The following is a 23999-nucleotide window of genomic DNA, read 5'->3' on the forward strand; positions in this document are numbered from 1 at the left end:
CCGGTCGTCACCGGCCCCCGGGCCCCTCGGGGGCGAGGGCCCGGTCGACCAGTGCGGGGGCCGAACCCAGGTAGGCGGCCGGGTCGGTGAGCCCGTCCAGGTACCCCTGGGACAGCTCCGACAGCTCCGGCAGACGGCTCAGCGCCTCGGCGAGGGCGATCCCCTCCTCGGCGGCGGCCCGCGAGGCTTCGGTGAGCAGTTCCTTGGCCCGGCCGCGCCCCACGACCGGGGCCAGCGCGGAGGTGATCCGCTCGGCGGTGACGCGGCCGCCGGTCAGCGCCAGGTTGCGGGCCATCCGCTCGGGGTCCACCCGCAGGCCCGCCGTGAGTTCGGCGGCCTCGCGCGCGGCCCCGCCCGCCACGCGCAGCGCCTCGCGCAGTGTCTGCCACTCGGCGTGCCAGGCCCCGGCGGGGCGTTCGTCCTCGCAGGTCAGCGCGGACAGCAGAACCGAGGCCAGCGCGGGCAGGCGGCGGGCGGCGGCGGCGATGAGCGTGGCCCGCACCGGGTTGGACTTGTGCGGCATCGCCGAGGAGCCGCCGCCCGAGCCCTCGGCGACCTCGCCGATCTCGGTGCGCGAGAGCACCAGCACGTCGGCGGCGACCTTGCCGAGCGCCCCGGCCGTGAAGGCCAGCGCCGCCCCCAGGTCGGCGATCGGGGCGCGCAGGACGTGCCAGGGCAGGCGCGGCTCGGCCAGGCCGGTCCGGCGGGCGTAGGCGGCGAGCAGGCGCGGCCCGGTACCGGGGTCCCCGGCGGCGTACTCGGCGAAGGCCGCCATGGTCCCGGCGGCGCCGCCGAGCTGGACGGGGAGCGCGGCACGGGCCGCGGCGAGGCGGCGCTCGGCGTCGGCGGCCAGCGAGCGCCAGCCCGCGGCCTTGAGCCCGAACGTCGTCGGCACGGCCTGCTGGGTCAGGGTGCGCCCCGCCATCGGGGTGGCGCGGTACCGCGCGGCCAGGTCGGCCAGGGTGCGGACGGTGGCGGCCAGGTCCGCCAGGACCGGTTCCAGGGCACGCCTGGCCACCAGCATCGCCGCGGTGTCCATGATGTCCTGGCTGGTCGCCCCCCGGTGGACGTAGGGCGCGTGCTCGGCGGCCACCGCCGCCGTCAGGTCGGCGACCAGCGGGATGACGGGGTTGCCGCCGCCCCGGGCGCGCAGCGCCAGGCCGCGCGCGTCGAAGCGGGCCGGGTCGGCGGCCTCGGCCACCGCCCGCGCGGCCTCGCGGGGGGCCAGGCCCAGGTCGGCCTGGGCCCGGGTGAGGGCGGCCTCCGCCTCCAGCAGCGCCGCGAGGAACGCGGTGTCACCGGTGGCGGCCTCGACGGCCGAACCGGCCCGCCCGGGATCGAGCAGACCGGTGTCGAGCGCGTCGTCGGCGGGCGCGTCCGGGCTCACGCCGTCTCCAGGAAGACGGTCTCCCCCTCGCCTTGGAGGCGGATGTCGAACCGGTAGGTGCGGTGGGCGCCGGGCACTGGTTCGGCGATCAGGGTGGCGCGCCGCTCCTCGGGCAGCGAGGACAGCAGCGCGTCGGCGGGGTCGTCGGCCAGGTAGGCGCGGGTGTGCAGGTGGTGCATCAGCCCGCGGGCGAACACCGCCAGGCACACGTAGGGCACGCCCCCGGGCGGCAGGGTGTGCATCGCCCACTGGCCGTCTGCGTCGGTGGAGATCCGCCCGAAACCGGTGAAGTCCACGCCGTTGCGTCCGGCGCCCTGCCCGGTCACGGGGTCGCGGCGCATCGAACCGGGTGCTCCGGCGCGCGAGCCGTCCGGTCCGGGCTGCCAGATCTCCACGAAGGCGTCCGGCACCGGGTCGCCCGCGCCGTCGAGGACGCGGCCGCGCAGGGTGAGCGTATCGGGGTGGTGGGCGGGTGCCAGGTCGCCGCCCTCAGGGAAGGGCAGGGCGTAGCCGAAGAACGGCCCGACGGTGTGCGAGGGCGTCGGCGGGAGCTCGTAGGAGTAGGTCATCAGTGGCCCTCTTCCTCGTCCTCGAACCACGTGGCGGCCGGACCGTCCAGGACGATGTCCCAGCGGTAGCCCAGTGACCACTCGGGCACGGACAGGTCGTGGTCGTAGGTGGCGACCAGGCGGTCGCGGGCGCTCTGCTCCGTCACCGCCTGGAGGATCGGGTCGAACGGGAACAGCGGGTCGCCGGGGAAGTACATCTGGGTGACCAGGCGCTGGGTGAACGCCTCGCCGAACAGTGAGAAGTGGATGTGGGCCGGGCGCCAGGCGTTGGTGTGGTTGCGCCACGGGTAGGCGCCCGGGCGGATCGTGGTGAAGGAGTAGCGGCCCTCGTCGTCGGTCAGGCAGCGGCCGAACCCGGTGAAGTTGGGGTCCAGCGGGGCGGGGTGCTGGTCGCGCTGGTGGGCGTAGCGGCCCGCGGCGTTGGCCTGCCAGAGCTCCACGAGCTGTCGGCGGACCGGGCGTCCCCGGCGGTCCAGGACGCGCCCGGTGACGGTGATCCGCTCGCCCAGGGGCTCGCCGGTGTGGTGGCGGGTCAGGTCCTGGTCGAGGGGGCCGATGTCGGTGGTGCCGAACGCCGGCCCGCTCAGCTCGACCGCCTCGGGGTCGCGCAGCGGGATCAGCGGGTGCTTCGGGTGGCGCAGCGCGCTGCTGCGGTAGGGCGGGAAGTCGCGCGGCGGGTGGTGCTCGGTGGTGGCGGCGGCCTGTGCCTTGGCCACTTCGGCGTCGATCTCGGACTGCGGCAGGTCCGGTGGCAGTGCGCTCATCTGGGTGTCTTTCGAGAAGTGCGGCTGGAAGGTGGAAGGGTGTGCCGGGTTCAGACGGCGGCGTCGGCGCGGACCTTCGCGCCGGTCCTGGCGGCCACCTCGTCGGCGGTGGTGCCGGGGGCCAGTTCGACGAGTGCGAGGCCGTCGCCGGTGACGTCCAGGACGCACAGGTCGGTGATGATCCGGTCGACACAGCCCTTGCCGGTGAGCGGCAGCGCGCACTCCTCCAGGATCTTGGGCGAGCCGTCCTTGGCGGTGTGCGCCATGGTGACGATGACGCGGCGGGCGCCGTGCACCAGGTCCATGGCCCCGCCGATGCCGGTGACCATCTTCCCGGGGACGGCCCAGTTGGCGAGGTCGCCGCGGGCGGAGACCTGCATGGCGCCGAGCACCGCGGTGTCGATGTGGCCGCCGCGAATCATCCCGAACGACAGGGCCGAGTCGAAGAAGGAGGCGCCGGGCAGGACGGTGACGGTCTCCTTGCCCGCGTTGATGAGGTCGGGGTCGACCTCGTCCTCGCGGGGGTAGCGGCCGGTGCCCAGGATGCCGTTCTCCGACTCCAGGGTCACCTCCACGTCCGGCGGCAGGTGGTTGGGGATCAGGGTCGGCAGCCCGATGCCCAGGTTGACGTACTCGCCATCGCGCAGTTCGAGGGCGGCGCGTGCGGCGATCTGCTCTCGGGTCCAGGCCATCAGGAACTCGCCTCCGTCACGGTGCGCTTCTCGATCTGCTTGTCGCACGCCTGCTCGGGCGTGAGTTCGACGACCCGCTGGACGAACACGCCGGGCACGTGCACGTGGTCCGGGTCGATCTCCCCAGGTTCGACCAGTTCCTCCACCTCGGCGATGGTGACACGCCCGGCCATGGCGGCGAGGGGGTTGAAGTTGCGGGCCGCCTTGTTGAAGACGAGGTTGCCGTGCCGGTCGCCCTTGGCGGCGCGCACCAGGCCGAAGTCGGTCTCGATGGCGCGCTCCAGGACGTAGGGGACGCCGTCGAACTCGCGGACCTCCTTGGGCGGGGAGGCGGCGGCCACGCCGCCCTGTCCGTCGTAGCGCCAGGGGAGGCCGCCGTCGGCGACCTGCGTGCCGACGCCGGCGGGGGTGTAGAAGGCGGGGATGCCGCTGCCGCCCGCGCGCAGCCGCTCTGCGAGCGTGCCCTGGGGGATGAGTTCGAGTTCGATCTCGCCGCCCAGGTACTGCCGGGCGAACTCCTTGTTGGCACCGATGTAGCTGCCGGTCACCCGGCTGATCCGGCCCGCGTCGAGCAGGACCGCCAGGCCCGTGCCGATCGCGCCGCAGTTGTTGGAGACGACGGAGAGGTCGCGGACGCCCTTGTCCAACAGCGCCTGGATGACGACGGTTGGGACGCCGCTGACGCCGAAACCGCCGACCGCGAGGGACGCCCCGTCGTGGACGTCCGCCACCGCCTCGGCGGTCGTGGCCACCACTTTGTCCATCCGCTTCCATCCTTCCGGAACGCCGCCCGTGGGCCGCTGGTCTAGCCAATGTTCGCTTAGTGAACTAAAGTTCATTTATGAACGCTTTGAGTTTCGCGTGAGGACGCCGCACGTGTCAAGCCCCGGTAGCGTTCCCCCGAACGAGGAACTGTGGAGGTCCCATGCCGGTCGCCGAGACCACCTCTCCCAAGCCCGCCGGGGAGCCCGTGACCACCCTGAAACGGGGGCTGGCGGTGCTGGGCGCCCTGGCGGCGGCCCCCTCGGCGCGCATGCGCCGCGGCGACCTCGTGCGCGCCACCGGCCTGGCCCGGGCCACCCTCGACCGCGTCACCCGCACCCTGGTGCGGCTCGGCTACCTCAGGGCCGAGGAGAACGAGGTCGTCCTCGCCCCCCGCCTGCTCGAACTCGGCAACGCCTACCTGGCCGCCGACCCGGTCTCCCACGCCGCCGCGGCCCCCGCCCGCGCCCTGGCCGACGCGCTCGACGAGTCGGTGTCGGTGTGCGTCCCCGACGGCGACGGGGTGCGCTTCGTCCTCCAGTGCCCCCGGCGCCGGGCCATGGCCGTCACCTTCCACGTCGGCGACGTGCTGCCCGCTGAGCGCTGCGCCCCGGGCGCGATCTTCGCCGCGGACTGGGACGAGGACACCTGGCGGATCTGGCGCGAGCGTGTGAAGGAGGCCGAGGACAGCCGGGCCTGGGCCGCCTACCCCGCCCTGCCCGCCGCACCGCCCCAGACCGCCGAGGAGGCCGCCCGGGAACTGCCCGACCGGATCGCCCGCACCGCCGGATCGGGCCTGGCCGTGGACGACCAGCTCGTCGAATCCGGGCTGGTCGCCGTCGCCGTGCCGGTGCGCGGACGCGACGGCCGGTCCCCGTGCGCGGTCAGCGTGGTCAGCCACACCAGCCGCCACACCGCCGACAGCCTCACCGGGTACGCGCTCGACCGCCTGCGCGCCTGCGCCGACACCGTTGGACGGGCGCTGGCCGAGGACGGCCGCACGCACGAGCGGCCGGTGCCCGACCCCGCGCGCTCCGACGCGCTGCGCCGGGCCAAGGAGGAGCTGGGCGCCGACTTCCTCCAGTCGCTCGCCCGCGGCCTGGAGGTCCTGGCCTGCCTGCGGGCCCCCGCCGGGCTCACCCTGAGCGAGGCCGCCGACGCCACCGGCCTGGCCCGGGCCACCGTCCGCCGCTCGCTGCTCGCGCTGATCCGGCTCGGCTACGTCGCCGAGAGCGACGGGCGCCGGTTCTCCCCGCTGCCGCGCGTCCTGGAACTGGGGTACGTCCCCCTGTCGCGGCTCACGTTCGAGCAGATCGCCCGACCCCACCTCGCCGACCTCGTGGAAAGGGTGCACGACTCGGCCTCCGTCTCCGTGCTCGACGGCGAGCACATCCGCTACGTGGCGCGGGTGGCCACCACCCGCATCATCGGCGTGGACCTGGGGGTGGGGACCCGCCTGCCGGCCGCCCCCACCTCGATGGGCCGGGTCCTGCTCGCCGAGGACCCTCCGCCGGAACTCTCCGCGCACCTGGCGGAGGTCCGTCGCCGGGGCTACGCCCTGACCGACCAGGAACTGGAGGAGGGCCTGCGCTCCATCGCCGTCCCGGTACGCGACCGGGACGGGCGGGTCGCCGCGGCGATGAACGTGGCCGCGCACGCCGCCCACCGGAGCCTGGACTCCCTGCGCGAGGAGGTCCTGCCCGAACTGCGGGAGACCGCGCGCAGGATCGAGGCCGACCTCGCCGCGGCCAGTGAACGCAACCCGAACGCCCGTCCGCGCTGACCCGCCGTCCCCGCTGGGTACGGGGCCGGCGGGGAGCGGGTGCTGGACCGCTCCGGGGACGTGCGACCCGGAGAGGCCCGGCACGTCTGTGGTCATCCGGCCGCCGCGGTCTCCTGGTCGATGTCGGAGAGGTCGCGGCTCCGGGTCTCCCCGGTGAACCAGATGGCCACGGCACTGGCCAGTCCCACGCCCACGAGCATCCAGGAGATGCCGTGCGTGGCGGTCCCGCCGCCCGCGGCGGTGAGCAGGGACTGGGCGACGAGCGGGCTCAGGCCCGCGCCGAGCACGGTCGCGGTCTGGTAGCTCACCGAGGCGCCGGTGTAGCGCAGGCGGGTGTCGAACATCTCCGACAGCAGGGCCGCCATCGGCGCGTACATCGCGGTCACCACGACGGCCTGTCCGAGCACCGTCGCCGCGATGATCCCCCACGCCTCACCGGTGTTGACCAGCCACAGCGACGGGAACGCGATGACCGACACGGCCAGCGCACCGGCCAGGTACACGGGCCTGCGGCCGATCCGGTCCGACAGGCGCGCGTAGACCGGGGTGAGGATGATCGCCAGCACCGAGGAGATCACCACCGCGCTCAGGGCGGTGGAGCGCTCGTAGCCGATCCCGATGGCGTAGGAGATGATGAACGCGGTGAAGATGCCCTGCGTGGCGAAGGCGGCGATCCCCGCCACCACGGCCAGCAGCAGGTTCTTCGGACGGCTGGTCAGGACCTGCACGAAGGGGATGCGGCCCTTGGCCTTCTGCTCGGCCTTCTGCTCGGCCTCCTTGCGCTGGGCCTGCGCGAAGATCGGGCTCTCGGTGATCTTCAGCCGCACGAACAGCCCCACCCCGATCAGCACCACGCTGGCCAGGAACGGGACGCGCCAGCCCCAGGAGAGGAACTGGTCCTCGGGCAGCAGGGTCGCCAGGGTCAGGGCGGCGGTGGCCAGCACCGCGCCGGTGGGCGCACCCATCTGGGTGACACCGCCCCACACGCCGCGGTTGCCCGCCTTGGCGTGTTCGACGGTCATCAGGGCCGCACCGCCCCACTCACCGCCCACGGCGATGCCCTGGAGGACGCGCAGCGTCACCAGGATGATCGGAGCGGCCAGCCCGATGGTCTCGTAGGTGGGCAGCAGGCCGATCAGCGTGCTGGCCACACCCATGATGATCATCGTGGTGAGCAGCATCCGCTTGCGCCCGAGCCGGTCGCCGAAGTGGCCGAAGAGGACGCCGCCGAGCGGACGGGCGAAGTAGCCCGCCGCCAGCGTGCCGAACGAGGCGATGATGCCGATCAGCGGGTCGAGTTCGGGGAAGAACAGCGGCCCGAAGACCAGCGCGGACGCGGTTCCGTACAGGAGGAAGTCGTACAGCTCCACCGTGGTGCCGATGTAGCTGGACAGGGCGACCTTGCGGATCTCCTTCGGGTCGACCTCGGCGTCCGGCGGCGGTGTGGGAGGGGGCTGTGAGGAAGAGGTCATGGGGGGTTCTCCTCTCGTAGGGGAATGGGGGATGAGGGGTGGCCCGCGGCGGCGCGCGCCCCCGCGGGCCGGGGCGCTCAGGCGTAGTAGCGGTACACGGCCTGGAGCACGCATGCGGGCTTGTCGGCGCCCTCGATCTCGACGGTGCCGTTGACGGTGGCCTGCACACCGCCCTGGACGTCGGTGACCTCGGCCAGGCGGGCCGAGAGCCGCACCTTCGAGCCGACCGGGACCGGGGAGGGGAAGCGCACCTTGTTGAGGCCGTAGTTGACGGCCATCTCGATGCCGTTCATCTCCAGGACCTCGCCGAACATCGGGATGACCAGGGAGAGCGTCAGGTACCCGTGGGCGATCGGGCCGCCGAACGGCCCCTGCTTGGCCTTGGCCGGGTCGGTGTGGATCCACTGGTGGTCGTCGGTGGCGTCGGCGAAGGTGTCGACGCGGTGCTGCTCGATGGTGCGCCAGGGGCTCTGCCCCAGGTGCTGGCCGGCGGCGGCGCGCAGTTCGTCGAGTCCGTTGACGGTGAGCGGCATGGGTTCCTTCTCCTGAGAGGGCGGGAATGGTCGTCGGGGGGTGGTTCAGGACGCGCCGTGGCTGCGGCGCAGGTCGGCCTTGCGGAGCTTGCCGGTGGCGTTGCGGGGCAGGGTGTTGGCGAACACCACCGACTTGGGCACCTTGTAGCGGGCCAGACGGCCCTCGAAGTGGGAGAGGATCCCCGCCTCGGTGGGCGAGCTGCCGGGTTTGGGGACCACGACGGCTCGGCCCACCTCGCCCCAGCGGTCGTCGGGGACGCCGATGACGGCGCACTCGGCCACGTCGGGGTGGTCGTGCAGGACGTTCTCCACCTCGGCGGGGTAGACGTTCTCGCCGCCGGAGATGATCATGTCCTTGACGCGGTCCACGATGCGGACGAAGCCCTCCCCGTCCACCGAGGCCACGTCGCCGGTGCGGAACCAGCCGTCGGGGGTGTGGGAGCGCGCGGTCTCCTCGGGGCGACCCCAGTAGCCGCGCATCACGTTCGGCCCGCGCACGACGATCTCCCCGGGTTCGCCGGTCTCGGCGTCGGTGAGGTCGGGGCGCACCACGCGCACGTCGGTGAAGATGCTCGGCCGCCCCGCCGTCCCGGCCTTGCGGACGCTGTCGGCCGCGCCGAGCATGAGCACGCCGGGCGCGGTCTCCGTCATGCCGTAGCCCTGGAGGAAGGTCAGCCCGCGCTTTTGGTAGGCGGCGATGGTCGCGTCCGGCACCGGGGCGCCGCCCGCCATCAGCACGCGCAGCGAGGAGGTGTCGGCGCCCTCCCAGTCAGGGTGGGCGGCCAGGGCGTCGAACATCGCCGGGACGCCGAACATCCAGCTCACGCGCTCGGTGGAGAACAGTTCGATGGTGCGTGCCGGGTCGAACCCGGGTTCGATGACGGCCCGGCCGCCCTTGAGGATCGTGGGCAGGCAGGTCATGTTGAGCGCCGCGGTGTGGAACATGGGCGCGCTGACCAGCGTGACCTCGTCGGCGGTGACGTCGACGTCGATGAGGACGTTGACGCAGTTCCAGGTGATGTTGCCGTGGGTGAGGGTGGCCCCCTTGGGCCGCCCGGTGGTGCCGGAGGTGTACATGATCATGCAGGGGTCGTCCAGGCCCACCGGCTCGTCCACCGGTTCGGCCGGGGCGGCGGCCAGCAGGTCCTCGTACCCGCCGGGAGCGTCCCCGCCGACGGCGACTGCGGTCAGCGCACCGGCCCGCTCCCGCAGGAGCGCGACCCTCTCCGCCTGCTCGGCGCCGTGCACCAGGACGCGGGTGCCCGAGTCGTCGAGCATGTACGCCAGTTCGGGCGCGGACAGGCGGGTGTTGAGGGGGACGAACACCGCGCCCAGCGTTCCGGCCGCGAAGAGCGTCTCCAGCAGGGCGGGGTGGTTGGTGCCCAGGTAGGCGACCCGGTCGCCGCGGTGCACCCCCAGGCCGCGCAGCGACGCCGCCAGCCGGGTGACGCGCTCGTGCAACTGGGCATAGGTGAGGGAACGGCCGTCGTGGGTGATCGCGACGCGCTCGGGGGAGGAGCGCGCCCGCCGCGCCGGCCAGGAGCCGATCCCCTCGTTACGCATCGCCGCCCCCGTCCAGCCCGAGCAGCCGGGCGGCGTTGTCCTTGAGGATCTTGGGGCGCACGTGCGGCTTGATCTCCAGCTTGTCGAAGGCGGCCAGCCACCGGTCCGGGGAGATCACCGGGTAGTCGGAGCCGAACAGCACGCGGTCCTGGAGCAGCGAGTTCGCGTAGTGGACCAACTGCGGCGGGAAGTACTTGGGCGACCACCCCGACAGGTCGATGTAGACCTGCGGCTTGTGCACGGCCACCGACAAAGCCTCGTCCTGCCAGGGGAAGGACGGGTGGGCCATGATGATCGGCATGCCGGGGAAGTCGGCGGCCACGTCGTCCACGTGCAGCGGGTTGGAGTACTTGAGCCGGATGCCGCCCCCGCCGGGGGTGCCCGCGCCGATCCCGGTCTGGCCGGTGTGGAAGAGCGCGATCGCACCGAGCTCCTCCAGCTTCTCGTAGAGCACGTAGGCGGAGCGGTCGTTGGGGAAGAACTCCTGGAGGCTGGGGTGGAACTTGAAGCCCCTCACCCCGTACTCGCGCACCAGCCGCTCGGCCTGCCGGGCGCCCAGGCGGCCCTTGGCCGGGTCGATGCTGGCGAAGGGGATGAGCACGTCGGAGTGCTCGGCGGCGGCCTCGGCCACCTCGTCGTTGGGCACGGCGGGCAGCCCGGTGGTGGACTCGGTGTCCACGGGGAAGACCACGGCCGCCATGGAGCGCTCGCGGTAGTGGGCGGCGATCTCGGGCAGCGTGGGCTTGCGGTGGGCGGCGTCGGAGCCGAAGTAGGCGCTGGAGGCCTCGTGCAGCGAGTCGTCCAGGGACTGGTTGCCCGACGAGGACACCTCGGCGTGGGTGTGGACGTCGATCGCGGTGACGCTGGAGAGGTCGATACCCATCAGGACTCACCCTCCGGAACGGCCGGGGCGGGGATGCCGACGCTCTCGGGGGAGCGCCCCAGCGTGGAGGGCCAGGCGGCGGCGATGTCCTCGGCGCTCCACCCGCCCTCGGTCAGGGCCACCGACGTCTCGGCCGGGTGCGACCACAGCGAGAGCCGGTCGCCGCCGATGCCCACGCACTGGCCGGTCACCGAGGAGGCGGCGTCCGAGGCCAGGAAGGTGACCAGTCCGGCGGCGTCCTCGGGGGTGCCGAAGCCCTCGCCCTTGCGCAGCCAGGCGGGCAGCGGCTCGCCGGTCTCGCGGGCCTTCTCGATCAGGGGGGCGAAGGCGGGGATGGTCTCGGTCATGGCGGTGGCGGCGACGGGGATGATCGCGTTGACGGTGATGTCGGCCCGGGCGCACTCCATCGACCAGGTGCGCGCCATGGCGGCGATGCCGGCCTTGGCCGCGGCGTAGTTGGTCTGGCCGAAGTTGCCGCGCTGGCCCGCGGGGGAGCCCACCAGGACCAGGCGCCCGCCCTCGCCGCGCTCGCGCATGTGGTTCACGGCGGCGCGGGCGCAGGTGAAGGTGCCGCGCAGGTGCACGTCGATGACGGTGTCGAAGTCTTCGTCGGTCATCTTCCACAGGACCCGGTCGCGCAGCACGCCGGCGTTGGTCACCAGGACGTCCAGCTTCCCGAACGCCTCGACGGCGCGGCCGACCAGTTGCTGGGCGGCCTCCGTCGAGCCCACCGCCGCGACCGCCGCGACGGCGGTGCCGCCCTCGGCGGTGATGGTCTCCACGGCCGCCTTGGCCGCGTCGGCGTCGGCGTCGTTGACCACGACCGAGGCGCCCGCCGCCGCCAGGTGCCGGGCGTAGGCCAGGCCGAGCCCGCGTCCGGCCCCGGTGACCAGCGCGCTCTTGCCCGACAGGTCGATGCTGTCCGCCATGGTGATGGGTCTCCTTCGTCGTGGGGCGTCGGAGGCCGGAAGTGACTGGCGTCACTCCCGAACCCCAGTGATCTTGAACTTAGGCACATCTTCCACTCCCGTCAAGAACTTGCCTAACATTATTTCGCGGGCTACCCTGCCAGCGGAGGTGTGCGCATGACGACCGAGCAGACCGAGCGGGCCGTCGACGCTTCGGAGCCGCGGCCGCGCCCGCAGTCACTGATGCTGAGCTTCCTCGGCAACATCGTGCTCGGCCGCGACATCGGCGTGTTCTCGGGAAGCTTCATCGACGTCCTCGCCCGCGTCGGCGTGTCCGAGCACGCCGCCCGGTCCACGCTCAGCCGCATGGCCCGGCGCGGGCACTTCCACCGCGAGCGCCGCGGCCGCAGGGTCTACTACGGGCTCACCCGCGGCTACGCCGACGTCCTCGCCGACGGTGAGCGGCGGATCTGGAGCACCGGCGTGGTCAACACCGACACCGAGTCGCCGTGGACGCTGCTGGCGTTCTCCTTCCCCGAGGGGCGCCAGCGCGACCGCCACGACCTGCGTACCCGCCTGGCCTGGGCGGGGTTCGGGCCGTTGCAGAACGGACTGTGGATCGCGCCCTCGCAGATGGACGCGCGGCACATCGTGGAGGGTTCGGGGATCGGCGACAACGTCCGCGTGTTCCACGCCCGGCCCGTCGCCCCCACCGAGGTGGAGCGGCTCATCGCCGACGCCTACGACCTGGACGACCTGGCCGCCCGCTACCGGGGCTTCCTGGAGCGGTGGGACACCCCGGACCCGCTGCCGGGCGCGGTCGACGACCTGGCGCGGCTGCTGCACCTGATGTCGGACTGGTTGCAGACCATCCGCAGCGACCCGCGCATCCCGCTCGCCTACCTGCCGGGCGACTGGCCCGCCGTCCGGGCGCAGAAGCTGGTGCACGAACTGCACGGCGCCTACGCCGTGCCCGCCCGCGCCATCGCCGAGCGGGTCCTGGACACCGTGCCCATGCCCCCGCACGACGAGTGAGCCCCGCGTTCCTTACGGTTGACCTGCGACTGCTCTCAATCACCTCTCGCCGATCTGTATATTTTTCTATACAGTTAGGTCATGGTGATTCTTCAGCACACCCAGCAGATCAGTGTCACCGATGCGGCCAGACGTGGAGTCGCCGGTGTCGTCCACGAAGCGGAGCAGGGCAGCGAGGTTATCGTTACGCGGCGGGGTGAGCCTGTGGCAGCCGTAGTCGCCTTCTCCCGGCTCGCCGAACTCGAACGGGCTGAGGCGGACCTGAGGGATCTCGCCCTGGTCATGGCACGCGCACTTACGGATGACGGTCAACGGACGTCCTTGGATGACGTCCTGGCTGCTTTCGGGCATACCCGCGCCTCGCTTGAGGAGCTTCCTGAGGACTGATGGTCGAGATCACTTTCACTGCTCAGGCAGTCGACGACCTGCGCCGTCTCGGGCCTGACGTCGTTTCGAAGGTCCTTAAGAAGGTCGTTCTCTTGGAACAGAATCCCGAAGCGGGATATCCACTGGGGGGTGAGCTCACAGGGTTCCGCAAGCTGGTCGTCGGGCGCAATAGCTGGCGGATTGTGTACCGGGTGGCCGATGACAAGCATGTGGAGATCTGTGAGGTCTGGGCTGTGGGAGCACGAGCTGATGCGCAGGTCTATGCGGAAGCCGCCCGACGGGTTCGTGGGGTCTCCAGGGACAATGTCGTTGCCTGGAGGCTTGCCGTTGTCATCGAGCGGCTCGGCTTCCCAAGAGGAACTGCGGACCCGACTCCTCGCAGAGAGCCGGTCCCGGATTGGTTGGCTGAACGTCTGATCCACACCGCGGGCATGCCTCCTGAGGAGGTAGCGGCCCTTGACTTGGAACAGGCCGTGGACCGGTGGGCCGATTTCCGGTCCCGGCCGCGTTGACTAGTCCCTGCCCATCTGGTCCTCGGGGGACAGGTGCTCCACCGTCACGCCCGTCTCGGTGAACGTGCGCGTCACGGTGGCCGAGGTGTACACCCACAGGATCCGCAGGGGCGTGTCGCCCACGTTGCGGAACAGGTGCGGCAGCGGCGAGGGGATGTAGGTGGTGTCGAACCGGCTGAGCCGGGTCACCCTCCCCTCCACCAGCACCTCGGCCTCGCCCTCCAGGACGGTGACGTGCTCGTCGCAGTTGTGCGAGTGCATCGGCGCCCCCGAGCCCACGGGGTAGACGCTCATCCCGCTCGTGATCCGGTTCTCCTCGCCGGCCGCGGCCCTGGTGACCAGCGGGGTGGTCGAGACCGCCCCGCCCCGGTCGAGCACGGGCACCTCCGCCGCCTTGATGATGACCGTCACGGTCTCCTCCTCACGTCGCCCGGCTCTCGGGACGCTTCGAGGCTAGGCCGGTCGGCGGCCCGCGGGGAGCCGTGCGGCGTGCATCTTTACCTTGCGTCCGGGGCTCTGTGAGCGGCGCGGAACGCGCAGTACGGTCGCTCTGCAACCGTCCCCGAAGCGAGGTTCCCCATGCGAGTGCCCAAGATCGACCCGAACGAGATGAGCGGCCGCCAGAAGGAGATGGCCGACCGCATCGCCGGCCGCCGCGGCGCGGTGCGCGGCCCCTACCAGGTGTGGCTGCGCAGCCCGGAGCTGTGCGAGCGGGTCGAGTCGCTCGGCGCGTTCTGCCGGTTCGAGTCCTCCCTGCCCCTGCGCCTGCGCGAGCTGACACTGCTGATGGCCGCGCGCCACCGCGACGCCCAGTACTCCTGGAACGCGCACGTGGACAAGGCCGTGGAGTCGGGCATCCCCGCCGAGGCCGTGCGGGCGATCGCCGAGCGCCGCGAACCGGAGTTCGACCGGGAGGAGGACGCCGCCTTCTACCGCTTCTGCCAGGAGCTGCTGGAGGAGCGCTTGGTCTCCGAGGACACCTTCCGCGCGGCGGAGCGGCACTTCGGCGCGCAGGGCCTGGTGGACGCGGTGGGCGCGCTGGGCAACTTCACCATGCTGGGCATGCTGCTCAACGCCTTCGAGGTGGACCTCCAGGCCGACCGGACGCCGCCGTTCCCCGACATCCGCGGCTACGCCCGAGTCGAGGACGCCTAGATGTCCGAATTGCAACGAATATCATATTTGGTACTTGTATAGGCCTTTGGCTAGGCTTCACGTGCACTATGGGTGGTGTGACCTGGGGCACTCGCCCCAGCAACCCGAAAGGTGATCATGGACCGTCTTCTCGTCATGCGCAGCTTCGTCACCGTCGCCAAGGTCGGCAGTTTCAGCGGAGCGGCCAAGACACTCGGGACGTCGGGCTCACTCATCTCCCGCCACGTGGCCGACCTGGAGAAGCAGATCGGCGTGCGGCTGGTCAACCGCACCGCGCGGTCGGTCAGCCTCACCGAACTCGGCGCGCGCTACAGCGAGTTCGCCCAGCGGGTCCTCGACGAGATCGACGAGGAGGACGCCAGCATCGCCGGGATCCACGACCGGCCGGAGGGGACGCTGTCCATCATCTGTCCCAAGTGGATCGGCAGCCTCGACCTGGGCGATGCCGTGGCCGCGTTCTCGCTGGCCCATCCGAAGATCAACGTGCGCTTCGAGCTGGGCGGACTGTCCGACCGCACCTACGACTTCCTCGACAGCGGGTTCGACGTCGCCTTCCACACCCGGGACCTGCGCGACTCCAGTGTCCGGCTGAAGAAGGTCGCCGCCCTGCCGTTCGTCCTGTGCGCCTCCGAGGACTACGTCAAGCGCCGCGGTGAGCTGGCCTCCCCCAACGACCTGGCCGACCACGACTGCCTGGTGCACGTCAACGACCCGGTCTGGCGGATCGGCCACGGCCACGAGAGCACGCTGCACAAGATCCGCAACGCCGTCTTCCAGTCCAACTCCTACCTCGCACTCAAGAAGGCCGCCGTCCACGGCCGGGGCATCGCGCTGATCCCGCACCGTTCCGCCTACGACGACCTGGTGGAGGGCTCGCTGCGCGTCCTGCTCCCGGACCTGCCGGTCCCCGACCGGTCCCTGTACGCCATCTACGGGCCGGCGCAGCACACCCCGCGCAAGGTCAAGGTCTTCCTCGACTTCATGACGGAGTGGTTCTCCGCCAACCCCATCCCGTCCTACGGCCAGGCGCCCGCCCCGCGCCGCGCGCAATAAACGATTGAGCCATCAGCGCCGTTCGCACTATTGATCGCCTCTTCGGGGGCTTCCTAGGATCACCAGTGTCGGCGGTGGCCAACCCGTCCACGACCACGAGAGAGGTGGCGGCAGTGGGAATCCAGCGCATCGAATCAGTGACCTACGGTGTTGATTCCCTCACGGAGAGTATGCGCTTCTTCGGCGACCTCGGGCTGACCCTCGTCAGGGCCAGCCCCATCGAGGCCGTCTTCGCGACCCTGGCCGGACAGAAGATCCGGCTCCAGACCGACCCCGACGACTTCCTCCCCCCGCCCCTGGAGGAGGGGCCCACCCTCCGCGAGGTGGTCTGGGGCGTCGACACCGCCGAGGAACTCGACACCCTCGTCGCCCGTCTCGCCGCCGACCGAGAGGTGCACCGCACCGAGGACGGAGTCCACCACACCGTCGACGGGACCGGCTTCGGCCTGGGCCTGGCCCTGGCCGACGACGGCGGCTTCACCCCGCCCCAGCCCCGCCCCCGCAACACCACCGGCGACGTGAACCGCGTGAGCGAACCCCTGGAGTCCATCCAGCGGGCCCGCCCCATCCGGATCTGCCACGTCGCCCTGAACATCCCCAAGGAGGGCCGGGAGGAGGCCGTCGGCCTCTACCTCGACCGGCTCGGCTTCGTCCCCACCGACGTCGTCGAACCCGTCGGCACCTTCATGCGGTGCTCCGACGACGTCGAGCACCACAACTTCCTGCTCTGCCACCGCCCCGACCGCGCCGGAATGAACCACATCGCGCTGGAGGTCCCCGGGTTCGACGACGTCGTCGAGGGCGCCAACCACATGATCGAGCGCGGCTGGATGGAGTCCCGGCGCCTGGGGCGCCACACCATCGGCTCCAACGTCTTCCGCTTCCTGCACGCACCGTGCGGCGGACGGGTGGAGTACGCGGCCGACATGGACCGGGTCGACGACTCCTACGGCCCCCGCGTCCACGAGACCGCGCCGCCCCACACCCTCTGGACGCTGCGCACCTCACGGGAGAACCGCAATGACTGAACCCACCTACCCCACCCTGCGCATGTACATCGACGGCGCGTGGTGCGAGGGAGGCGACGGCCGCACCGCCCCGGTGGTCAACCCGGCCAACGAGAAGACCCTCGGCGAGGTGCCGCTGGCCACCGCCGCCGACCTCGACCGCGCCCTGGCCGCCTCCGTCACCGGATTCGAGGCCTGGAGCGCCACACCCGTCGCCGAGCGCACCGCGATCCTGCACGAGGCCGCCGACCGCCTCACCGCCCGAGCCGACCGCGTCGGCCGCCTCATGAGCACCGAACAGGGCAAACCCTTCCGGGAGGCGCGGGGCGAGGCGCTGCGCGTGGCCAACACCCTGCGCTGGGACGCCGACGACGCCCGCCGCGCCTACGGGCGCGTCATCCCCTCCGCCCCCGGCACCCTGCTGTCGGTGCGCCGCGAACCCATCGGCCCCGTCGCCGCGTTCACCCCCTGGAACTTCCCGGCCGGATCGCCCATGCGCAAGATCGCCGCCGCGCTCTCCGCCGGGTGCTCCATCGTCATCAAGGCCTCGGAGGAGACCCCCGGCACCGCCTGCGAGATCGTCCGCTGCTTCGACGAGGCCGGACTGCCCGCCGGCGCCCTCAACCTGGTCTTCGGCGAACCCGCCGAGGTCTCCGCGCACCTGATCGCCGCCCCCCAGACCAGGCTGGTGGCCTTCACCGGCTCCATCCCCGTCGGCAAGCTGCTGGCCGCCGCGGCGGGGCAGGCCATGAAGCCCTCCCTCATGGAACTGGGCGGCCACGCCCCCGTCATCGTCTGCGCCGACGCCGACCCGGTGGCCGCCGCCAAGCGCGCCGCCGCCGCCAAGTTCGCCAACGCCGGACAGGTGTGCACCTCGCCCAGCCGCTTCCTCGTGCACGCCTCCCTCGTCGAGGCGTTCACCGAGGCCTTCACCGAGGCCGCCGAGGAGGTCGTCATCGGCGACGGCCTCGCCGAGGGCGTCACCATGGGGCCGCTGGCCAACGACCGCCGCCTGGCCGCCATGGAGGAACTGGTCGCCGACGCCGTCGGCCGCGGCGCGAAGGTCCGCTGCGGCGGCTTCCGCCTGGACCGGCCCGGCTACTTCTTCGCCCCCACCGTCCTGACCGGCGTGCCCGACGAGGCCCGGATCATGTCCGAGGAGCCCTTCGGCCCCGTTGCGCCCATCACCTCCTTCACCGACCTCGACGACGCGCTGCGCACCGCCAACGCCCTGCCCTACGGCCTGGCCGCCTACGGCTTCACCGAGTCGGCGGCCACCGCCGAACGCCTCGTGCGGGGCCTGGAGGCCGGGATCCTGTCGATCAACCACTGCGGCGGCTCCGTGCACGAGGCCCCCTCCGGCGGCGTCAAGTCCAGCGGCTACGGCCGCGAGGGCGGCCCCGAGGGACTGGACGCCTACCTCGTCACCAAGCGCGTCTCCCACCTGCTGGAGGCCTGAGGTGAGGTACTGCCGCGTGTCGACGCAGGCCGGGCCCGCCTGGGGCCGGGTGGAGGAGGGCACCGTCCTGCTGCTGGACGGCTCGCCCCTGGAGGGTGAACCCGCCCCCACCGGCCCGGCCCTGTCCCTGGAGGAGGCCCGCCTCCTGCCGCCCGTGGTGCCCGGGGTGTTCTACGCCGTGGGCCTCAACTACAAGGACCACGCCGCCCATGCCCTCGCCCACGGCTACCCGGGCGCCGTCCCCGAGCGCCCCGAGGTGGGCTACCGGGCCAACAACGCCCTCACCGGCCACGGCGCGCCGATCGTCAAGCCGGCCGAGGTCACCGGCCGGTTCGAGGCCGAGGGCGAGGTGGTCGCCGTGATCGGCCGCACCCTGCGCCACGCCACCTACGAGCAGGCCCGCGCCGGCGTCTTCGGCTGGACGGTCGGCAACGACGTCAGCGCCCGGGAGTGGCAGCACGCCGACCGCTCCTTCTGGCGCAGCAAGAACAGCGACACCTTCAAACCCATGGGCCCCTGGATCGAGACCGACGTCGACCCCCTGGCCCAGACCACCACCATGCGGGTCAACGGCGAGACGAGGAAGGCCTTCGCCACCGGCGACATGATCTTCGACCCCTACGAGTACATCGTCGAAGCCACCCGCCACCTCACGATGCACCCCGGAGACGTGCTCTGGATGGGGGCCGACGGCACCTGCCAGCTCGAACCGGGCGACACCGTGGACATCGAGATCAGTGGGATCGGCACCCTGTCGAACCCCGTCCGGCTCAGCCACCCCGACGAAGGACGAAGCCATGAGTAACCGGCCCCGTTACATCCACCACGTGAACTTCCCGACCACCGACCCCGAGCGGACCAAGGAGTGGTACTCCAAGGTCTTCGGGCTCAAGGCCATCACCCCCAAGAGCAACACCCGGGTCGTCCTGATGACTCGCGGCAACTTCGACCTCCACTTCACGCCGGTGGAGGAGATGGAGCGCATGGCGCCCTACCACTTCGCCATCGAGGTGGACGACTGGGACGGCTTCCTCACCCACCTCAAGGAGCTGGGCATCCGGCACACCCGCCCCATCCGGCGCCCCGAGAACAACTCGATGTTCTGCTACATCCACGACCCCGACCACACCATGATCGAGCTGGTCTACCACGGCAACCGTCCGGAATAGCCCTTCGGTTCCGAGCAAGGAGAACAACGATGGGTTACGCCAAGTCCGACGGCTCCGCCATCTACTACGAGGTCCACGGCTCCGGCCCGGCGGTCCTGCTCGTGCACGGCTCCGGCGGCCACCACGCCGCCTGGTGGCAGCAGGTCGCCGCGCTGCGCGACCGCTACACCGTCGTCACCGTCGACCTGCGGGGCTTCGGCAACTCCGACTCCTCCATGGCCGAGTTCGACAGCCTGGAGTTCCCCGGCGACATCACCGCCGTCCTGGAGGCCGAGGACCTCACCGACGTCATGCTCGTCGGCCAGTCCATCGGCGCCGTGGCCGCCCTGCGGGTCGCCCTGGCCTGCCCCGAGCGGATCAGCGGTGTCGTCCTCGCCCACTCCCTGGGCGGGCTCAGCCACCCCGAGCTCTCGGACCTGGTCGCGGCCGACCGCGCCGAGGCCGTCAAGCTCCCGGTGATCGACCGGCTGCTGAGCAAGGACTTCCAGGAGAACGAGAAGGCGCGCACCTTCCTGTTCCAGCAGATGGGCACGTTCAACGTCGCTAAGATGGCCGACCTGCGCAATCTGTCCACCGGCGGCCCCACGATCGAGGAGATCACCGCCTCCGGGGTCCCCGTCTGCTTCCTGGCGGGCGAGAAGGACGCCGTGATCAGCCCCGCCACGGTCACGCGCGCGCACGAGCTCCTGCCCGGATCCCTCCTGGAGCTGGTGCCGGACGCCCCGCACTCCATGTACTGGGAGGCGCCCGAGCTGTTCAACGCCGCCGTCGCCCGGGTCCGCGACACCCTCACCGAAAGGAAGGCCCACTCATGAAGCTCACCCTGGCCCAGGCCGAGGAGATCGCCGAGGCCGCGCTCAAGGGCGGGCAGGCGATCGGCAAGGCGTTCAGCATCGCCATCGTCGACGACGGCGGGTTCCTCGTGCTGGCCAAGCGCTCCGACGGCGCGCGGCCGCTCACCCCCAGCATCGCGCTGGCCAAGGCCTACACCGCCTCCGTGATGCGCCGTCCCAGCCGCATGCTCCAGCCCTGGGCGCAGAGCAACCCCGGTTTCTTCGCGCAGCTCTCGCAGATGGGAAACCAGCCCATCGTCGCCACCGAGGGCGGCGTGACCATCAAACGCGACGGCGAGATCATCGGCGGCCTGGGCATCTCCGGCGGCACCGGCGAGGAGGACCAGCGGATCTGCGACGAGGTGCTCTCCTCGTTCGGCTACGAACTGGACTTCCCCGCCTGGGCCGGCTCCGCCCAGCACAAGGACGAAGGAGACGACAAGCGTGGCTGACGATTTCAAGTTCCGCATCGACCACCACGGCAGCCTCGTCCGCCCCACGGGCCTGATGGAGGCGCGCCGCCGCGGCAAGGCCGGAGCCATCGACGAGGAGGAGATGCGCGCCGCTGAGCAGGAGGCCGTCACCCAGGCCGTGTGGGCGCAGAAGAAGCTGTACTACACGGTCACCACCGACGGCGACTTCCCGCGCGACGACATCCGCAGCTCCGTGTTCGACGCGGTGGAGGGGTTCCGCGAGACCGACGGTGCGGACGCCTACGGTCGCCCCAGGTGGGTGGCCGAGAGCGAGCTGAAGGTGCGGCGCCCGCTGGTCGCCGACTGGGTGTCCTACATCCGTGAGCACCCCTGGACCGTGCCCAAGGTGAACCTGCCCTCCCCGGCCTGGCTGGCGGCGCAGACCTTCGACCCGGGCGGCCCGTGGAAGAGCGTGCGCGAGCTGGGCGAGGAGATCGCCCGCATCATCCGCGACGAGATCCAGCTCGCCATCGACCGCGGCGCCAGGCTCGTCCAGATCAACGACTTCGCCTACGCACGGCACCTGTCGCCGGGGCGCACGCCCTACCTGTCCCTGGACGACTGCATCGCGCTGGACTCCGCGGCGGTGGAGGGCCTGAACAAGCCCGAGGACGTCCGGGTGGGGCTGTGCCCCACGCACTCGGCGAAGGGGGAGGTGGACACCGAGGCCGCCGCCCGCGTGTTCGCCGAGGTGCCGGTGGACCGGTGGGTGCTGCCCTTCTGCAAGGGCACCGAGGGCGAGATGGACCTGCTGCGGGCGGTGCCCGCCGACCGCGACGCCTGCCTGGGCGTGGTCAGCCCGCGGACCGCCGAGCTGGAGGACATCGACGCGATCGTGGCCCGGATGGACGCCGCCGCCGAGGTCAAGGACATCGACGACCTGGCGGTGAGCCCCAGCGAGGGCTTCTCCGACCAGGCCGGCCGAGCCGTGCTCAGCGAGGACGAGCAGCGGCGCAAGCTGGTCCACGTGGAGACCGTCGCCCGCATGTGCTGGGGCAACGAGCTCTAGCGGCACCCTGTGGCCGAGGTTCTCCCCAGGACGAAGATCGACGCCCATCTTCGTCGCAGGACGAACCTCGGCCATGACAACGAACCCCGGCCACAGGACAGCGAGCCCCGGCCCCGCCCCAGGGGGCCCTCGCCCTGGACGCGTACGGCGCGTTCCTCCTCGGGGGTGAGGGGGCCGTCGTCGGGGCCGGTCCGGTCCGGGGGTTCGGCCGCCGGGCGGGGCTCCAGCGGGGAGCGCCAGATCGGCGGGTGGGGGCGGCCGTCGGGGGCGGTGACGCACACGCGGGTGGTGACGCCGTGGGTGGTGCCCCACACCTCGCCGCCCTCCAGGGTGGCGCCGAGCCAGCGCACCCGGGTTCGGTGCCGGGCGGCCCACCGGTCCAGGGCGGGTAGGTCGGGGAGCCGGCGGATGTCGCACACCGTGCGTACCGGCGGGGTCGTGAGGCGTCTCCGTTCAGGGGCGGGCGCTGGGCCGGGACGCTGCGGCGGGCCAGGAGTGTGAACAGGCCCCGGTAGGTGGGGGCCTCCAGGCGTTCGAAGGGGTCGCCGGGGCCGGTCCAGCCCACGGGGCGGATCGCGTAGTAGGTGCGGGTCCCGTGGGCGTCCTCGTCGAAGGAGACGATTCAGCGGCTCGCGATCAGGGCGTCCAGCGCGTGGCGGATCTCGGCGTCGCTCATCGGGCCGCCCCGTCGCGCCGGTGGGGGTGGCGGGGAAGGTGCCGCCGAGCAGCGGGATGGGGCCGGTGATCACGGAGGGGCGGGTGGGAGGGAGCGGTCGGGCGTAGCGGCGCACCCGCCCGGAGCGGCGGCGCAGGCTGGAGGCGGCGGTTCGGGCCGTGGCCGACGCGGGGGGCCACAGCATCAGCAGGGACAGCAGCAGGCAGCGCACAGGGCGGCTCCTTCGGCGAAGGCCCATGAGGATCACGATCGGGTTGGTATGGTCCATCTAGAACAGTGAATCACCGTTTTTTAAGTCCATGAAGTGAATCCATCACTGTGGGGACAATAAGGTGAATCGGACATTGGCCACAAGGTACTCACGCCCATACCATCGACGCATGCCCGAACCCGCGTCTGACTTCAGCCCGACCATCCGGCGCCGCAGACTTTCTGAAGAGCTGAAGCAGCTACGTGCGGCGGCTGGGCTCACCCTGGAGCAGGCGGCGAAGAAGCTCGAATGGTCCCGCGAAAATTGCCAACATCGAAACCGGGAAGCGACTGCGCCCCTACGTCACCGATATCGGCCTACTTCTGGACATCTACGGTGTCACCGACCAACAGCGCCGTGAAGCGCTCTTTGAGCTGACCCGACAGTCCCGCATCAAGGGCTGGTGGACGAAGTACTCGGACTTCGCAGGGCCGTACTTCGGATTCGAGGCTGAAGCGTCATCTATTGCGACATATCAGGTCGGTGCTATTCCTGGGCTACTCCAGACCCCCGAATACGCGGCTGCGTCCGCGAGAGCGGCCCTCACTCAAACTGACGGCATCGAGCGGGTTGTCGACGCGCGACAGCGCCGACAGCGCATCCTCAAGCACGAGACCCCGCCACGGCTGTGGGCGATCATCGACGAGGCCACCCTTGCCCGACCGGCGAACGCCACTGACCCCGAGGTGATGCGCGACCAACTCCGTCATCTGGTGGCTATGACCGAGTACCCGAACATCACCGTGCAGGTGCTGCCGTTTTCGACGGGACTACACGCTGGCACGGGTGGCCCATTCGTCCTGTTGGACTTCCCCAACTCCGTAGACCGGCCCATCGTGTATCTGGAGACACGGCACGATGGGCTCTACCTGGAGGATCCGGAACAGATCGCGGACTACCGCGACGTCTTGGATCATCTCCAGGGCACGGCTCTGTCTCCAGCTGAGTCCGTGCACTACCTGAACCGACTCACCGACTAGGACAACCGTGTACCTGACCCATCCGTTGAACTTCCGTAAGTCCTCGTACAGCACCACCGCTCAGGAGTGCGTCGAGGTTGCGGACGTGCCCGGCGCGTCCGCTGTTCGGGACTCCACCCAGCCGGAGCTGGGGCACATCGCGTTCCCTGTTGCCGAGTGGGCCGCGTTCCTGGAGGCTGCCCAGCGCTGATGCGCACAGGGAGAAGGGGGCCGGGTTGGACTGCTTCCTGGAAGTCGTCCGCGACGAGATGAAGAGGATCAATGGTGGCTGAGTGGCACAAGTCGTCCTACAGCGGTGGCAACAACGAGTGCGTCGAGGTGCGAGAGCACAGTACCGGTGCCGACGTTCGTGACACCCAGCACCGTGACGGCGCCCGACTGACCTTCTCCGCAGCGGAATGGCACGGTTTCCTCGCCCGGGTGCGATACAGGGGATCCGGACTTCACTTCCGTACATCCACCTACAGCGACCGGAGTAACTGCGTTGCCGTTGCCGATGTAACCGGAGGCTCTGTGCTCCGTGACTCCAGGCACCCTGAGCGGGGAGAGCTTCCGTTCCCCGCCGCCGAATGGGCGGCGTTCCTGAGCAGCGCGGGGGCCTAGACACCGGGGAGCCCCCGCCTCGCGGGGGCTCCCCTTTCCCACGTCGAACCCGCCGATCGGCCCCCGCGTCCCTGCGTGCGGG

At 71.4% G+C, this 23999-nt stretch carries 29 protein-coding genes and 1 pseudogene; 18 read left to right on the forward strand and 12 right to left on the reverse strand.

The genetic code is table 11. The annotated features are described in order from the left end of the window. Positions 1-7: 7 nt before the first annotated feature. Genes pcaB through ACFHWE_RS01920 form a run of 5 tightly spaced genes read right to left on the reverse strand, consistent with a single transcriptional unit; the run spans position 8 to position 4176 of the window. Complete coding sequence (gene pcaB / locus ACFHWE_RS01900; protein WP_416598783.1) at positions 8-1387, reverse strand: 3-carboxy-cis,cis-muconate cycloisomerase; 1380 nt, start codon at positions 1385-1387, stop codon at positions 8-10. Beyond that, positions 1384-1956, reverse strand: coding sequence for a protocatechuate 3,4-dioxygenase subunit alpha (pcaG, locus tag ACFHWE_RS01905; protein WP_416598784.1), 573 nt, complete (start codon positions 1954-1956; stop codon positions 1384-1386). The genes pcaB and pcaG overlap by 4 nt, the downstream gene beginning before the upstream one ends. After that, complete coding sequence (gene pcaH, locus ACFHWE_RS01910) at positions 1956-2720, reverse strand: protocatechuate 3,4-dioxygenase subunit beta (RefSeq protein ID WP_416598785.1); 765 nt, start codon at positions 2718-2720, stop codon at positions 1956-1958. The genes pcaG and pcaH overlap by 1 nt, the downstream gene beginning before the upstream one ends. 50 nt (positions 2721-2770) lie before the next feature. Next, positions 2771-3412: a CoA transferase subunit B gene (locus ACFHWE_RS01915; protein WP_416598786.1), complete on the reverse strand. Its 642-nt coding sequence runs from the start codon at positions 3410-3412 to the stop codon at positions 2771-2773. After that, positions 3412-4176, reverse strand: coding sequence for a CoA transferase subunit A (locus ACFHWE_RS01920; RefSeq protein ID WP_416598787.1), 765 nt, complete (start codon positions 4174-4176; stop codon positions 3412-3414). The genes ACFHWE_RS01915 and ACFHWE_RS01920 overlap by 1 nt, the downstream gene beginning before the upstream one ends. Positions 4177-4337: 161 nt before the next feature. Here ACFHWE_RS01920 and ACFHWE_RS01925 point away from each other — a divergent pair, with 161 nt between their 5' ends. After that, the gene (locus ACFHWE_RS01925; RefSeq protein WP_416598788.1) at positions 4338-5957 is read left to right on the forward strand and encodes an IclR family transcriptional regulator domain-containing protein; all 1620 of its coding nucleotides are present in this window, start codon (positions 4338-4340) and stop codon (positions 5955-5957) included. A 92-nt stretch (positions 5958-6049) separates the two neighbouring features. On the opposite strand, the gene ACFHWE_RS01930 is transcribed toward ACFHWE_RS01925, so the two are convergent. From ACFHWE_RS01930 to ACFHWE_RS01950, 5 genes are all read right to left on the reverse strand, one after another. Beyond that, entirely contained in the window at positions 6050-7429 is a 1380-nt protein-coding gene (locus ACFHWE_RS01930) for an MFS transporter (protein ID WP_416598789.1), read from the reverse strand. 77 nt (positions 7430-7506) lie between these two features. Next, entirely contained in the window at positions 7507-7962 is a 456-nt protein-coding gene (locus tag ACFHWE_RS01935; RefSeq protein ID WP_416598790.1) for a MaoC family dehydratase, read from the reverse strand. A 45-nt stretch (positions 7963-8007) separates the two neighbouring features. Then, the gene (locus tag ACFHWE_RS01940; protein WP_416598791.1) at positions 8008-9525 is read right to left on the reverse strand and encodes an acyl-CoA synthetase; all 1518 of its coding nucleotides are present in this window, start codon (positions 9523-9525) and stop codon (positions 8008-8010) included. Then, positions 9518-10408 (reverse strand): amidohydrolase family protein, encoded by an 891-nt coding sequence (locus ACFHWE_RS01945; RefSeq protein ID WP_416598792.1) that lies wholly within the window; start codon positions 10406-10408, stop codon positions 9518-9520. Before ACFHWE_RS01945 ends, ACFHWE_RS01940 begins: the two co-directional genes overlap by 8 nt. Then, positions 10408-11337, reverse strand: a complete 930-nt coding sequence (locus tag ACFHWE_RS01950) for an SDR family NAD(P)-dependent oxidoreductase (protein ID WP_416598793.1) — start codon at positions 11335-11337, stop codon at positions 10408-10410. Before ACFHWE_RS01950 ends, ACFHWE_RS01945 begins: the two co-directional genes overlap by 1 nt. Before the next feature lie 156 nt (positions 11338-11493). On the opposite strand from ACFHWE_RS01950, the gene ACFHWE_RS01955 reads away from it, so the two are divergent. The 3 genes from ACFHWE_RS01955 (at position 11494) to ACFHWE_RS01965 (ending at position 13250) form a co-directional block, all read left to right on the forward strand. Then, positions 11494-12351, forward strand: coding sequence for a PaaX family transcriptional regulator C-terminal domain-containing protein (locus ACFHWE_RS01955; RefSeq protein WP_416598794.1), 858 nt, complete (start codon positions 11494-11496; stop codon positions 12349-12351). Positions 12352-12432: 81 nt separating this feature from the next. Then, a complete protein-coding gene (locus ACFHWE_RS01960) occupies positions 12433-12738 on the forward strand; it encodes a type II toxin-antitoxin system Phd/YefM family antitoxin (RefSeq protein ID WP_416598795.1) in 306 nt (101 codons plus the stop codon). After that, positions 12738-13250, forward strand: a complete 513-nt coding sequence (locus ACFHWE_RS01965) for a type II toxin-antitoxin system RelE family toxin (RefSeq protein WP_416598796.1) — start codon at positions 12738-12740, stop codon at positions 13248-13250. Before ACFHWE_RS01960 ends, ACFHWE_RS01965 begins: the two co-directional genes overlap by 1 nt. On the opposite strand, the gene ACFHWE_RS01970 is transcribed toward ACFHWE_RS01965, so the two are convergent. Then, on the reverse strand, positions 13251-13661 hold the full coding sequence (locus tag ACFHWE_RS01970) for a cupin domain-containing protein (protein WP_416598797.1): 411 nt from the start codon (positions 13659-13661) through the stop codon (positions 13251-13253). 168 nt (positions 13662-13829) lie between these two features. Between ACFHWE_RS01970 and ACFHWE_RS01975 the strand changes: the two genes are divergently transcribed. From ACFHWE_RS01975 to ACFHWE_RS02015, 9 genes are all read left to right on the forward strand, one after another. After that, the gene (locus ACFHWE_RS01975) at positions 13830-14405 is read left to right on the forward strand and encodes a carboxymuconolactone decarboxylase family protein (RefSeq protein WP_416598798.1); all 576 of its coding nucleotides are present in this window, start codon (positions 13830-13832) and stop codon (positions 14403-14405) included. Between the two features lie 117 nt (positions 14406-14522). Continuing rightward, positions 14523-15458: a LysR family transcriptional regulator gene (locus ACFHWE_RS01980; RefSeq protein WP_416598799.1), complete on the forward strand. Its 936-nt coding sequence runs from the start codon at positions 14523-14525 to the stop codon at positions 15456-15458. A 113-nt stretch (positions 15459-15571) separates the two neighbouring features. Continuing rightward, a complete protein-coding gene (locus ACFHWE_RS01985) occupies positions 15572-16486 on the forward strand; it encodes a VOC family protein (protein ID WP_416598800.1) in 915 nt (304 codons plus the stop codon). Next, positions 16479-17924 (forward strand): NAD-dependent succinate-semialdehyde dehydrogenase, encoded by a 1446-nt coding sequence (locus ACFHWE_RS01990; protein WP_416598801.1) that lies wholly within the window; start codon positions 16479-16481, stop codon positions 17922-17924. Before ACFHWE_RS01985 ends, ACFHWE_RS01990 begins: the two co-directional genes overlap by 8 nt. Positions 17925-17940: 16 nt before the next feature. Further along, positions 17941-18729: a fumarylacetoacetate hydrolase family protein gene (locus ACFHWE_RS01995; protein WP_416598802.1), complete on the forward strand. Its 789-nt coding sequence runs from the start codon at positions 17941-17943 to the stop codon at positions 18727-18729. After that, positions 18722-19093 (forward strand): VOC family protein, encoded by a 372-nt coding sequence (locus tag ACFHWE_RS02000; RefSeq protein ID WP_416598803.1) that lies wholly within the window; start codon positions 18722-18724, stop codon positions 19091-19093. Before ACFHWE_RS01995 ends, ACFHWE_RS02000 begins: the two co-directional genes overlap by 8 nt. Positions 19094-19122: 29 nt before the next feature. Next, a complete protein-coding gene (locus ACFHWE_RS02005; RefSeq protein ID WP_416598804.1) occupies positions 19123-19908 on the forward strand; it encodes an alpha/beta fold hydrolase in 786 nt (261 codons plus the stop codon). Continuing rightward, positions 19905-20378 (forward strand): GlcG/HbpS family heme-binding protein, encoded by a 474-nt coding sequence (locus ACFHWE_RS02010; protein WP_416598805.1) that lies wholly within the window; start codon positions 19905-19907, stop codon positions 20376-20378. The genes ACFHWE_RS02005 and ACFHWE_RS02010 overlap by 4 nt, the downstream gene beginning before the upstream one ends. Then, entirely contained in the window at positions 20371-21408 is a 1038-nt protein-coding gene (locus ACFHWE_RS02015) for a hypothetical protein (protein WP_416598806.1), read from the forward strand. Before ACFHWE_RS02010 ends, ACFHWE_RS02015 begins: the two co-directional genes overlap by 8 nt. Here ACFHWE_RS02015 and ACFHWE_RS02020 read toward each other — a convergent pair. After that, a complete protein-coding gene (locus tag ACFHWE_RS02020) occupies positions 21405-21827 on the reverse strand; it encodes a hypothetical protein (protein ID WP_416598807.1) in 423 nt (140 codons plus the stop codon). The two genes, ACFHWE_RS02015 and ACFHWE_RS02020, sit on opposite strands and share 4 nt — an antisense overlap. A 637-nt stretch (positions 21828-22464) precedes the next feature. On the opposite strand from ACFHWE_RS02020, the gene ACFHWE_RS02025 reads away from it, so the two are divergent. The 5 genes and pseudogenes from ACFHWE_RS02025 (at position 22465) to ACFHWE_RS02045 (ending at position 23917) form a co-directional block, all read left to right on the forward strand. Beyond that, on the forward strand, positions 22465-22695 hold the full coding sequence (locus ACFHWE_RS02025) for a helix-turn-helix domain-containing protein (RefSeq protein WP_416598808.1): 231 nt from the start codon (positions 22465-22467) through the stop codon (positions 22693-22695). After that, positions 22664-23314 carry a DUF5753 domain-containing protein gene (locus ACFHWE_RS02030; RefSeq protein ID WP_416598913.1) on the forward strand — a complete coding sequence of 217 codons (651 nt, stop codon included), beginning with the start codon at positions 22664-22666 and terminating at the stop codon, positions 23312-23314. Before ACFHWE_RS02025 ends, ACFHWE_RS02030 begins: the two co-directional genes overlap by 32 nt. Before the next feature lie 7 nt (positions 23315-23321). Beyond that, complete coding sequence (locus ACFHWE_RS02035) at positions 23322-23504, forward strand: DUF397 domain-containing protein (RefSeq protein WP_416598809.1); 183 nt, start codon at positions 23322-23324, stop codon at positions 23502-23504. A gap of 71 nt (positions 23505-23575) precedes the next feature. Next, positions 23576-23731, forward strand: a pseudogene (locus ACFHWE_RS02040) (DUF397 domain-containing protein); the annotation flags it as partial. Positions 23732-23734: 3 nt separating this feature from the next. Continuing rightward, positions 23735-23917: a DUF397 domain-containing protein gene (locus ACFHWE_RS02045; RefSeq protein WP_416598914.1), complete on the forward strand. Its 183-nt coding sequence runs from the start codon at positions 23735-23737 to the stop codon at positions 23915-23917. The last annotated feature ends 82 nt before the right edge of the window (positions 23918-23999 follow it).

Source organism: Nocardiopsis sp. LOL_012 (assembly GCF_048060475.1).
Taxonomy (GTDB): Bacteria; Actinomycetota; Actinomycetes; order Streptosporangiales; family Streptosporangiaceae; genus Nocardiopsis.